This window comes from Wolbachia endosymbiont of Armadillidium arcangelii, assembly GCF_040207875.1.
Classification (GTDB): domain Bacteria; phylum Pseudomonadota; class Alphaproteobacteria; order Rickettsiales; family Anaplasmataceae; genus Wolbachia.
On record NZ_CP157942.1, the window covers coordinates 1,319,361 to 1,331,150 of the forward strand.

Sequence of the window (11,790 nt, forward strand, 5' to 3'; positions counted from 1 at the left end):
TGGGCATTGACTATATCTCAGCTCGACATTTTCTTTCCCAATAGATTGAAAATTGAGTTGAATTAAAAATGCAGTTTGACACAGTTTATTTAACACTCCCCATTACAACGCCCTTCTACGTAATAAGTATCTTGAGATCGTAAATAACCTGTGTTTCAATTTCACCGTGAGCTTCTCTTTGCTCTTTAACTTTTTCCAATGCTGCAAGTTGCTCTTCAGTTAAAATTATACTGTCTTGTACAACCTTTGCTTCAAGGGCTTTAAGTCTTTTTTTAAATGTTTCAATGTCGTTTCTTAGCCATACAGATCTTACGCCACCTTCGGAAATCCCTTTTTCTCAGCTTATTTGCAGCTCTTTGTTGTCCATATGCTGGAAATTCTGTAGCTATCTGCCCTTTCTATATCTTCGGAAACTCCGTTTGCTAATAGGGGTTTTTTCTTACTTATTTCATGTTTCTCCCCCATTTTCATATAACTCCTTAAATCGATAAAATGTATCACGCGAATACTTTACACGCTTGTGATACGTTACCTAATTGCTTTGCTAGTTCTCTAACTTTGGTTTTAGTATTTTTATTTCTCATATCTAACACTCCTTTCTTTTATTATTTTATAACTTACTTTTTTAAAGTAAGTCTTGTTTAATACATTTTAGGCACCTTTAAATTTTTTGACTTATGCCAACTAGCACAATCCATAACTAAAAAAGCCTCTCTTGTTCCTAAATATTGGGACATCTGCTTAAGAAATACATTCAGTGTTGACATTCGGTGCAAATAAGCTAGAGTTCTCTCCATTTTTAGGATTAACTGCACTGTAGAGATAAAAATTTTGTCTACCTAATTTTATTTTAACCTTTGTCCTGATGCCCTTTTTAAACCAACCACGTCCGACTTTCGAATGTGTGCCAAACCGCGATTCATCAAAGAAAAACAGCTCTTTTCCAAGATACTTGCCAATAACTTCATTGAGATTTTTTTTTGAATTCCTCTTGTTTTCTTTTATCTTGCACATTGTGTTGGTGTAATATATGAAAATTTCATATATTACGGTGCACTGTAGACTTACTGACATTCAGACCAAATTTTTTCTGAATCTTTATTCTCATTTCTTTAATAGTAATATTAGGATTTTCTTCTATCCATACTTCAACTTGCTCAAGTTGGCTATGATTCAATCTAGTTTTTTTACAGCATTGAGCAGGAGCAAATAGTTTTTCTTCTCTTCCAAATTTTAAGTCATGAAGTTACTGCGTTTCTTGAAATGCAGCATATCTTTGCTACAGCCGTTATGCTATGCTTTTTTGCTAGCAATTACAGCATTTAGTTTTTTTATGCATTGTTTCTTACTTTTTTCGGCATTTTTCTTGCCGATTCCACCACTTGTTCATCTAATAGTTTTGATCTTAATCCTATTTTACCCCGCTATTTTACTTGTTTCAGTATGGACTTTTTTTTCTCTTTATTGTCTATCCGCTCTCTCCTTAATGGGCATTGGTATAAATGTAAGAGTTTTGCAGATTATAGGAAAGAGCTAGAGCAAAAATCTTCTTATATAGTTATAAGAGCCGAAGTAGTACAATATTTAGATTCTTCAGGAGAACTGCTGAAGGACTCTATAAAGAGCGTTGTTCATTATACTACTTTTCCTAAGTTAAAAGGAGGAAATAGTTTAGATTGTGAGTATTTTGTTCAAGGTAAGGAATTAATAAGTGACAGAAAACCTCAGCTTAAAGATAAATTTAAAGGTATAATTAAACTGAATGCCTTAATGGCTGCTAAACATAAAGAAGGATTAAGCCTTGTAGTACCTAATGCTTTTTTTGATCGTTTTAGTGAAAGTGGCAAAAAAGAAGCAAAAAGGATTTTTGTCAACGCAGCAATAGAAGCTGCTAAGGAAATAGAACAAGATGATAAAAAATATTCAGGATTTTGTGGAACATTTGTCAGTGCTGGAAAGAATCAAGAATTAAATGAGCTGATAAGCAAAAGTGATGTTAAAAGTATTGCTGTTAATTATGGTGATCTTAGTGCACTAAGTAGAGCGTTAACAAGAGGGAAGTTTGCAGAAACTATAATGGGTGAGGGAGTTGGATATGTTGGTAATGGTGCATTATCTGCAAGCGGTAATATTGCAGTAGAGGAAAATCTTACTAGAAAAACATTAGGAGAAACTGTGTTAATGTTTAGCGGAGCATTAAAGGTGCTAGATAAAAGTGTTACAGGGGAAAAAGTGTGCAATCTGACAGAGTACGCAATGAGGAGCAAAGATCACTTCAGTCTAATAGAGCACAAAATAAAGGACAAAAATCACCTCAGCATAAAATGCAAAATATTCAATGTAATAGATCAACTGTGTGTTTTGCTATAACAGTATCTTTTGGCTTTTATTATAGTATTAGCATTCGTGACACAAACATATATATTTTTAGCAGCGCTTGTTATATCTGCAGCAATTGGACTATATGGGTGGTCATTATATAAGAAAGAGCAAGAAAATAAACCTAGCACTAGTATTCAAGGCAATTTAGAAACAAATAGAGTCTTTGATGAGCAAAGTGCACAAAGGGACTAGAGCACTTTGTTTATCTACCTATTTAATTTTTGTGTTTATTTTATTTAAGTTTTAGCATATTCTTGTGGAAATTGCCTATATGGGTTGTTTTTTATTTCTATTAAGCTTATATTAAAAATTTAAGCTTGCCTATGAGGTTACTGATCACACTATTTTCATTATTATTCGTGGTAGGGAGTGCTAACGCTAGGGTAATTCTAGATAAGGAGATATTTTATGCAGAACTAGATGGAAAAATAGATTTAAGATTTGGCTACGCTTTCAATAGAGATTCTTTTAGCTCTGCCAAAGACAAGACCTCAAGCTATTCAGATCTGCGCTTTCTTTATTTGCAGCAACTTTATCTAAATACGCAAATGGGGTTTAATGTTAAGGCAGGAGTTTCTAGTATTGCAAACCTAAAAGCATTAGACATAGAAAAGTTAGAAATGGAAAAGTGGTATTTTATCATAAAGAATCAAGAGTTTGGATCAGTTGAATATGGTAAAGGAAGTTTAGTTAGTCAGAGTATGTTAATTAACACTTCAAAAATTTATACAGCTGCTGGAGGAATAAATGGTCATTGGACAAACTATGCAAATTTGCACGGTAGTGAAAAAAGAGATGCTGATCCTGGGTATGACAAGGACAAGGTATTTTGGGTAAAACCCAATATTTACAGCGACTATAATGGATTAGAACTGAAGTTAAAACAACCAACAATAAACTATATTTCTCCTGAAATCTATAACTTTCAACTTGGATTCAGTTATGTTCCAGGAAAAAATAATTTACAATATAATAATCTAATAGCCGCTGGTCTTTCCTATAAAAATGGCTTATCAGATGAAATAAATTTTACTACTGCTTTAACTGGTGAATTTGCAAGGGAAAATTTAACTGATTGCACAGATGGAACTTCTGAAAATTATAAATGCCGTAATCAATTACTACACTGGAATTTTGGCTTGAAGCTAAAACTTTTTGAACTTGATTGCATTTTTTCGTACGGTAATGGCGGTAAATCTGGTGAGAAGCGTAGTCCTGAAACAAATAATATGTATTATGTAAATGCAGGTGTTGCTTACCACTCCGATTCTCGTAAATTGAGCTTAACATATTTTAATAGTGTTAGAGATATTGCAGGTAAAGGTACAAACGAATTAACATCACAGGCTTTCAGTCTTGAATATCCATTAGCTATTGGTACTTCATACTACTTCGATATTGTAAAATTTAGTACCAAAGAACCTGAAATCGAAAGTAATAACTCCGGGTATGTGCTCTTGGCTGGGCTGAAGCTAAGTTTTTAATGAAATAACCGGTGTGTAAGTGTTGTAATGTGGTATATATTAAGCAATGAGAATAAAATCGAGTTATTAATATATGCGCTATTTGGTATGATAAAAATAACTATTACATAAGATTTTCAATAAAAAGATATGGACTAAAACCTTCGGTCTGTTAATGTAGTAAATATCAACAAATTTAAGATATGACGACGCCGAAAGTTAGGGTTGTCCTGAAACTAGAAAACTTAGGCATATTTCCTCGTTAACATAACCCTATTCATAGCAAGGCATATGAAATTTTCAGTAGATGTTGTAAGCAAATCATATTCCTTTGATAGCCTTCTATTCCTCAAGCAAAAGTCCTTTCTACAACCCACCTTCTTGGCTGTACTTAAAATCCCCGTTCTCTCGCTGGCAGCAGCTCAAGCGTTATGTACCCAAAATCTACATGGAGGTCTTTTAACAATTTTAATATCTATGTCATATTCTTTCTTTATATGCCTTTTTCTACCTTTTACTTTTTTATTTCCATCATAACCTTTGACCCCCCTTTTTCTGTAGTTTTCACAGATTGACTGTCAAGCGCTTGGCTTCTCATTTCTTCCTATTTTTCTCCTGCTATATTTGGCAATTCATTTTCTCAAAAATTTCCTGCTTTTTCCATTGCCTAAACTGCTCATACACAGTCTTCCATAGCATTCCCGCCATTGGCATCCTGTACGCAATACATAGAAAATTGCCTCTAATATTTCTCTTTTACTATACTTTGGCGGTCTTCCTCCTTTCTTGTATCATACTCTGAAATATTTTTCTATTCGGCCTTTCACTTAGATCTGTTGGATACTTTTTTCTCATTTCTTACCTCACTTTTACATTTCTTATACTATACCTTATCCTACTTTCAAGATAATCTCTTAGAGGTTGTCCACAAACCATTAAATTCAAGCATATTCCCTACTTAACATAACTTTACTCATAGCCAGATATATGAAACTTTCAGTAGATGTTGTAAGTAAATCGTACTCCTTTGATAGCCTTCTATTTCTATTGATCCAAGCAAAAGTCCTCTCTACCACCCACCTTCTCGGTTGTACTGCAAATCCAGGATCCCGTTGTGGCAATAGTTCTGGTGGTGTATCTTTATGCACCCAAAACCTACATGGAGGTCTTTTCACAATTTCAATATCTATCCCATGTTCTTCCTCTATATGGGTTTTTAAATCTTTTCCTTGGTACCCCATATCAGCCCACATTTTCTTAATATTGCTGTATTTTTCTTTCATATCGTCCAATACCATCTTCACCCCATCTCTGTCATTTTCGCTTGCAGCTCCTACATAGCAACCAAGCACAAATCCTTGAGTATCTGTGATTATATGTCTTTTTCTCCCATTTACTTTTTTTGCACCATCATAACCTTTGACCCCCCTTTTTCCGTGATTTTTACCGATTGACTATCCACTATGCATGCGCTTGGCTCCTCACTTCTTCCCATTTTTGACCTACTATATTTAGTGATATCATAGTTCACTTTCTCAAAAATCCTCTGCTTTTTCCATCTTCTAAACTGTTCATGCACAGCCTTCCACAACGGAAAATCGTGTGGTAAATTGCGCCATTGACATCCTGTGCGCAGTACATAAAGAATTGCATTCAGTATCTCACACTTACTGTATTTTGGCGGCCTTCCTCCTTTCTTATACGATACCCTGAAGTGTTTTTCTATTCGGGACCATTCCCTTTTACTTAAATCTGTTGGATATTTTTTCCTCATCTCTTACCTCAATATTCTGCCTTTATATACTACTTATTTCTTGATTTGTGGACAACCTCTTATAGCATCTTCCATAATAGTCCGAATATAATAAAATAAAGATTTATGGTAAGAGGAGGTAAGAGTGCCAGCAACATATAGTTACGATTTAAGGAAAAAAGCAATGCAAGCTCTAGATGAGGGAGGAAGTAGTAGCGAAAAGGTTTAAAATAGGAAAAACAACATTATATGAGTGGCAGATAAGACGCAAAGAAACTGGTGTCGAAAAAACTGGGGAATGGAGCACAAAATTATTGACCGGAATGCGTTTGCTGAATTTGCTAAAAAGCACGGTAGAAAAACTCTATCAGAAATGGCTAAACTGTTTGGGCAATATAAGTTGTCAAACGATTAGCGGAGCTTTAAAAAAGGTCAATTTTACGAGAAAAAAGACCTATGGGTACAAAGAAAGAAGCGAAGAAAATCGTGCCAAATTCACAAAAATTATAGAAATAAAAGAACCTGAAAACTTAGTGTATATCGACGAATCTGGACACCGAAGATTATGCTTATCCAGAAAGGATAGCGGTTTTATGCTCTAAAATCTGGAAAGAAGACTCAGCATGGTTGCAGCATTAAATAAAGGGAAAATCATGGCACCTATGACCTTCGATGGCTACTGCGATACAGATGTTTTCAATGGATGGTTTGAGCAATTTTTGACACCAATTTTGCGGTCTGGATAAACGGTAATTTTGGATAATGCGACTTTTCATAAGTCCAAAAAAATCAGTGAACTTGCCGAGAGTGTCGGTGCAGAAATTTTATATTTACCACCATATTCTCCTGATTTTAATGAAATTGAGCATCATTGATTTGCCATAAAAATAGAGCAAGAAAAAACATTCCTATTTTCAAATCCTTTCGTCAAGCTGTTGATTCTTCCTTTTTATTCTGACTATTATGAGAAGAGCTATACTTTATCTATATTGAATGCGTTGTTTTATAGCTAACACACCATACCTCCGTGGCACTATACGAGCAACAGAACGACGATTGTCGGTAGCTCAAGCTAGGATAGATATAGCGTTCACAATATCGTTTGTAAACCTATAGCTATATACAATGAATGAATTTTTTTATATATTCGTTATTAGTATTTTGTATTTCCTGAACAGTTCCATGGGAAATGATCTCCCCTTCATATAATACTGCTATTCTATCAGCTATTTTAAATGCGCTATGAATATCATGTGTAATCGTGATAATTGTAGGGCAAAGATCTTTAGATAATTTTATTATTATCTCGTTTACTATATCTGACATAATTGGGTCCAATCCTGAAGTTGGCTCATCCAATACAATAATTTCTGGGTTATGTGCAATTGCCCTTGCAAGTGCGACTCTTTTCTTCATTCCGCCTGATAGCTCTATTGGAAACATATCTGCTATGTTTTCTTCCAATCCAACGTCATTTAACTTCTTGATTGCTAGCTGTTTTGCCTCCTTTTTGCTGATATCAAAGCGTTTTTTATAATTAAAAGATATATTTTCCCACACTGTAACGTAGTCAAATAAAGCAGAATTTTGAAATAAGACTCCAAATTTATTTTTGCTTTTACTATTTATTTTAATAGATCCTGAGTCTGGTGTCAGCAAGCCAATGATTATTTTTGTTAATACAGATTTGCCACTTCCCGAGCCGCCAAGTATGACTAATGATTCTCCCTTCGATATATCAAAACTTATGTCGTTTAATATCGTTCTATCATCAAAAGATAAGCTTAAGTTCAATATTGATATTATGGGGCTATGCATGTATCAAAGTAATCAAGTAGTTTGTTAAAATGATCAGTATGGACGATAAAACAACAGTTGATGTTGTAGCAACACCTACTCCTCGTGCACCTTTTTTGCAATGGTAACCGTAATAACAACTTGAAACAGAAATTATGGCGCCAAAAGCAGTTGCTTTCATTAGCCCAATAATAAAATCATACACATTAAAGAATTGAGCCGTATATTTTATGTATATATTTAAATTGTGGTTAAATTCAAAGACTGCAGTGACATACCCTCCAAATATTCCTATTAGATCTGCACATACTGTAAGTATGGGAAATACTATGATTGACGCTAAAATCCTTGGTGCAATTAAATATTTGAAAGGATTGATGTCCAAAGTTGTAAGTGCATCTATTTGCTCAGTGATACGCATCGTACCAATTTCTGCCGCAATTGATGATCCAACCTTCCCTACCATTATTAAGCTGATCAAAACTGGCCCTAACTCTTTAATGATAGTGATCGTAACAAGTTTAGGTATTACTTGTTCTTGATTAATTAATAGACCACTTAAGCTACTTTGTAAAACTATCACCGCTCCTATAAAAACTCCAGTGAGCCCAACAATTGGCAAAGAGAAAAAGCCTATCTCTATAATTTGTCTTGCTACATTGCTAAAATAATATGGCGGCACAAAGCAATGGTATAGAGACTGAATAAAAAACACAAATGCGTTACCAAGCTTCAACAGAAAGCTGATAAAGCACCTACCGATTATTCTAACACTTTTTATATCAAAGGAACTCACTTTGCATTTATCTTAGCTAAAAATTAGTTTTACTGATTTTATTAAAATTTTTATTAACTTCACCGCAGAGTATAGTCAAGATATGTCTTAAGTTCAATATGCTTTGGTCAAAATGCTTTAGTTTAAGTTTATAAGACTGAATTGTATAAGAAAATCTTACTCATTTCGCTATTTACTTCTTGTAAAAAACATGCTACTAATAAATTGTGTTATATGATTGGATTGGAGTAAATTTTGGCAGTTCCAAAAAGAAAAAAGTCAAAGTCAAGGCGTAATATGCATCGTTCTCATCATGCTATTAAGCCTAAGAATATTGTGGTATGTGCAACAACTGGAGAATTCATGTTGCCTCACAACATAGCAGTTGACAACAGTTACAAAGGAAAACGTGTTTTCATTAAACAACAAGCGGAGTAGCTCATGGTATGTTACCCACGATCAACAATAACATAGTTATTGCACTTGATGCTATGGGGGGCGATTTTGCGCCTCTTTCCATAATTCAAGGCGCTGGTTTTTTTTTGGATAATCTTGTTGATCTAGGCGTTAAAGTTTTTTTTCATATTTATGGAGATCAGAAAGAAATATCTCCTTTGCTTTCAAAATATAAAAAAGTAAGTGATAATTCCGAGTTTACCCATTGCTCTGACAATGTTCTTCCAAATGATAAGCCCTCTTTTGCACTGAGATATCGCAAAGATTCAAGTATGAAGGCTGCAATTGGCGCAGTGAAAGAAGGTAAGGCTTTCGGAGTGGTGTCTTCAGGCAACACTGGAGCATTGATGGCAATCTCTAGACTTATTCTAGGAACATTACCAAATATCTATCGCCCTGCTATTGTATCTGTCTGTCCAACTAAAACAAAAAGTTTTGCGTTGCTTGATCTTGGTGCAAATGTTGACTGTAATGCTGACTCATTATTTCAATTTGCATTAATGGGAAGTATATTTGCAAAAATAGCATTAAAAGTTGAAAATCCTAAAGTCGCTTTGCTAAATATTGGTACAGAAGAAGTTAAAGGCACTGACTCAGTGCAAGAAGCTTTTAAGTTACTCAGCAATGCTCAAAGTATTAACTTCAAAGGATATATAGAGGCAAGTGAATTTTTAGAGGGTAATATAGATGTAATTGTTGCTGATGGTTTTGTTGGTAATGTAATGCTCAAAACAGCTGAGGCAACTGCTGGTACTTTTATCAGTCTAATAAAACAGGAAGTATTTAACTCATGGATGACAAAAATGCTTCTTGGCATATTGTTGAAGCCCAAGCTAAATAAAGCTTTAGAGCGTTTTAATCCAAAAATTAGAAGTGGAGCTATGTTTTTAGGGTTAAATGGTATCGTTATTAAAAGCCATGGAAATTCTGATGCTATTTCTTTTGCTCATGCTATAAAATTCGCAGTAAACGCAATTAATGAAAATTTAAACCAGAGGATGATTAGTGAGATTAAATAAGAACCTTATATTGAGCACTGGATCTTACCTACCAAAAAAAACGTTGAGTAATAACGAAATTGCATTGATAGTTGAGACAAACGATGAATGGATAAGGCAGAGAACAGGAATAGTTCAAAGACATATAGCAGATGAAGGAGAATTAACATCAGACTTAGCTGTAAATGCAGCAAGAAATGCTATAGAAAAAGCTAAAATTTCAGTAGATGAAATTGATTTAATCATAATTGCCACAACAACACCTGACAAAACTTTTCCTAGCTGTGCAACTATTGTGCAGAATAAATTAAAATGTAAAAACGCATTTTCTTTTGACGTGCAAGCAGCATGCTCTGGTTTTATATATGCAGTTACAGTTGCTGATTCTCTCATAAAATCTAACAACAGAATTAAATACGCGCTTGTTATTGGTGCTGAAATAATGTCTAGGATTGTTGATTGGGGAGATAGGTCAACTTGTGTACTCTTTGGTGATGGTGCTGGAGCGGTGATAATAAAATCAAAAATGGGTAACAACGGCATTATATCAACAAACTTACACTCTGATGGCAATGTGGACATATTATGTACAAACGAAGGAACATCCTCTATTGGTGATTCTGGAAAAATATGCATGAATGGAAGAGAAGTGTTTAAACATGCAGTGGATAAGTTAACAGCCTCAGTAGAGGAAACTCTGAAATGCAACAATTTAAAAATCACTGATATTGACTGGTTAATTCCCCATCAAGCAAACATTCGTATTATTGAAGCAGTAGTAAAGAAATTAGATTTTCCTATAGAGAAAGTGATTAATACCGTTGATAAGCATGCAAATACCTCAGCAGCGTCAATTCCACTAGCCTTAGACTACGCAATACAAGAATTAAAAATAAAATCAGGAAATCTGGTACTGCTGATTTCGATAGGTGCAGGTCTCACCTGGGGTTCTGTGTTGCTGCGCTATTAGACTTCCTGCATGTCACTCAAGCTTCTTTTTTTTAAGTTTCAGCATTACATGCTGTACTGACAAAGTTTTGAGATATTATTACAAACATCATATTCACAAGAAATACTTGACTTCACGTGTACTAAGAAGCATTTTATATATGCTGTGTGCCCGTAGCTCAGTTGGATAGAGCAACAGCCTTCTAAGCTGTGGGTCGTAGGTTCGAATCCTACCGGGCACATTCTTCTATCAATACTTTCTATAAATCTTCAAGTACTCTGGCACCACATTTTCAATTGCTAATGGTCGAATTTTCATTATTTCAAGGTCATCTGACTTTTCGATTGAACTACTCATCATAACTTTCACCTGATCTCGAGTAAGTGTAGGGCTTGCATCTCCGGTTATGGGTTTTAACAGCACAGAAACAACTTTACTTTCTAAGAAGAAGGCTATCAATCTTGCCATTGGAAAAGATACATTGATCAGTAAACACTTTCTGTTAGTAACATTTAGAATAAACTTTGACAAGCTTTTAAAAGAGTAAACTTTTGGTCCACCTATATTATAAATTTTTTTATCTTGCTTATTAAAGCTGATAATACGATGTACCACTTCAGCTAAGTTTGTTACACATATCGGCTGGAACTTAGTTATTCCACTACCGATCAACGGCAAAAAAGGAAGAATTGTTGCTAATCTTGCAAATTTATTAAAGAAATTATCTTCTTTACCAAATACAAGACTGGGCTTAATTATTATTGCTCCTTGAAACGCTGAAGTTACAGCTTTTTCACCTTTCAGTTTACTTTTGGCATATTTTGACAGCTTACTATTTTCTATTCCCATAGCAGAAAAATGTATCATCATAGATACATTTTTTATTTGTGCAGCTCTGGCTATTTTTTCAGCTATTCCAACATGAACGGTATAGAAATCGTGCTTTTTTGTTTCGTATAATATTCCCACTAAGTTTATAACAACATCACACCCCTCCATACTTTCTAAAATTGATTTTTCATTAAAAAAATCTCCTTCAAGTATTGATATTTGCCCTAAGTTGCCACATAACTTTAGACAAGCAGCTTTTTCCTGATCACGAGTAAATATTCTTATTAAATACCCCGCCGCTGCCAAGCGTCTTACGATGTGTTTTCCTATAAACCCCGTTCCACCAAAAATAATTACACGTTTTGTCACGATTAAAGTTCCTAATA

Annotated in this window: 10 protein-coding genes, 1 tRNA gene and 4 pseudogenes; 8 read left to right on the forward strand and 7 right to left on the reverse strand. The window is 34.4% G+C overall.

Annotation, left to right across the window (positions count from 1 at the left end; genetic code table 11):
• Window positions 1–116: 116 nt before the first annotated feature.
• Window positions 117–584, reverse strand: a pseudogene (locus tag ABLO99_RS06720) (helix-turn-helix domain-containing protein); the annotation flags it as partial.
• Window positions 585–650: 66 nt separating this feature from the next.
• Window positions 651–1,415: pseudogene (locus ABLO99_RS06725) on the reverse strand (IS630 family transposase); the annotation flags it as partial.
• Between the two features lie 28 nt (window positions 1,416–1,443).
• Here ABLO99_RS06725 and ABLO99_RS06730 point away from each other — a divergent pair.
• The 3 genes from ABLO99_RS06730 to ABLO99_RS06740 all read left to right on the forward strand — a co-directional run bounded on the left by ABLO99_RS06730 (window position 1,444) and on the right by ABLO99_RS06740 (window position 3,866).
• Window positions 1,444–2,370, forward strand: a complete 927-nt coding sequence (locus ABLO99_RS06730) for a hypothetical protein (protein WP_349967333.1) — start codon at window positions 1,444–1,446, stop codon at window positions 2,368–2,370.
• A 36-nt stretch (window positions 2,371–2,406) separates the two neighbouring features.
• On the forward strand, window positions 2,407–2,574 hold the full coding sequence (locus tag ABLO99_RS06735; protein WP_153295703.1) for a hypothetical protein: 168 nt from the start codon (window positions 2,407–2,409) through the stop codon (window positions 2,572–2,574).
• A gap of 131 nt (window positions 2,575–2,705) precedes the next feature.
• Window positions 2,706–3,866 (forward strand): porin, encoded by a 1,161-nt coding sequence (locus ABLO99_RS06740; protein ID WP_047759734.1) that lies wholly within the window; start codon window positions 2,706–2,708, stop codon window positions 3,864–3,866.
• A gap of 224 nt (window positions 3,867–4,090) precedes the next feature.
• On the opposite strand, the pseudogene ABLO99_RS06745 reads toward ABLO99_RS06740, so the two are convergent.
• Both ABLO99_RS06745 and ABLO99_RS06750 read right to left on the reverse strand, forming a co-directional pair.
• Window positions 4,091–4,700 (reverse strand): annotated as a pseudogene (locus ABLO99_RS06745) (transposase).
• Between the two features lie 86 nt (window positions 4,701–4,786).
• Window positions 4,787–5,619 (reverse strand): IS5 family transposase gene (locus ABLO99_RS06750; protein ID WP_349967334.1). Its coding sequence is split into 2 segments (ribosomal slippage): window positions 4,787–5,253 and window positions 5,253–5,619, totalling 834 coding nucleotides; the frame shifts between segments, so codons are not numbered across the junction.
• Between the two features lie 124 nt (window positions 5,620–5,743).
• Between ABLO99_RS06750 and ABLO99_RS06755 the strand changes: the two are divergent.
• Window positions 5,744–6,556 (forward strand): annotated as a pseudogene (locus tag ABLO99_RS06755) (IS630 family transposase).
• Window positions 6,557–6,714: 158 nt separating this feature from the next.
• Here ABLO99_RS06755 and ABLO99_RS06760 read toward each other — a convergent pair.
• Together ABLO99_RS06760 and ABLO99_RS06765 are read right to left on the reverse strand one after the other, a co-directional pair.
• Complete coding sequence (locus ABLO99_RS06760; RefSeq protein WP_047759733.1) at window positions 6,715–7,416, reverse strand: ABC transporter ATP-binding protein; 702 nt, start codon at window positions 7,414–7,416, stop codon at window positions 6,715–6,717.
• The gene (locus tag ABLO99_RS06765; protein WP_047759732.1) at window positions 7,409–8,191 is read right to left on the reverse strand and encodes an MlaE family ABC transporter permease; all 783 of its coding nucleotides are present in this window, start codon (window positions 8,189–8,191) and stop codon (window positions 7,409–7,411) included. The genes ABLO99_RS06760 and ABLO99_RS06765 overlap by 8 nt, the downstream gene beginning before the upstream one ends.
• A gap of 234 nt (window positions 8,192–8,425) precedes the next feature.
• On the opposite strand from ABLO99_RS06765, the gene rpmF reads away from it, so the two are divergent.
• From rpmF to ABLO99_RS06785, 4 genes are all read left to right on the forward strand, one after another.
• On the forward strand, window positions 8,426–8,608 hold the full coding sequence (gene rpmF, locus ABLO99_RS06770; RefSeq protein WP_047759731.1) for a 50S ribosomal protein L32: 183 nt from the start codon (window positions 8,426–8,428) through the stop codon (window positions 8,606–8,608).
• Window positions 8,609–8,616: 8 nt separating this feature from the next.
• Window positions 8,617–9,645: a phosphate acyltransferase PlsX gene (gene plsX, locus ABLO99_RS06775; RefSeq protein WP_047759730.1), complete on the forward strand. Its 1,029-nt coding sequence runs from the start codon at window positions 8,617–8,619 to the stop codon at window positions 9,643–9,645.
• Window positions 9,632–10,594 (forward strand): beta-ketoacyl-ACP synthase III, encoded by a 963-nt coding sequence (locus tag ABLO99_RS06780; RefSeq protein ID WP_349967336.1) that lies wholly within the window; start codon window positions 9,632–9,634, stop codon window positions 10,592–10,594. The genes plsX and ABLO99_RS06780 overlap by 14 nt, the downstream gene beginning before the upstream one ends.
• A 146-nt stretch (window positions 10,595–10,740) precedes the next feature.
• Window positions 10,741–10,814: transfer RNA gene (locus ABLO99_RS06785), tRNA-Arg, on the forward strand.
• 8 nt (window positions 10,815–10,822) lie between these two features.
• Here ABLO99_RS06785 and ABLO99_RS06790 read toward each other — a convergent pair.
• Window positions 10,823–11,773: a complex I NDUFA9 subunit family protein gene (locus tag ABLO99_RS06790; RefSeq protein ID WP_349967339.1), complete on the reverse strand. Its 951-nt coding sequence runs from the start codon at window positions 11,771–11,773 to the stop codon at window positions 10,823–10,825.
• Window positions 11,774–11,790: the final 17 nt, after the last annotated feature.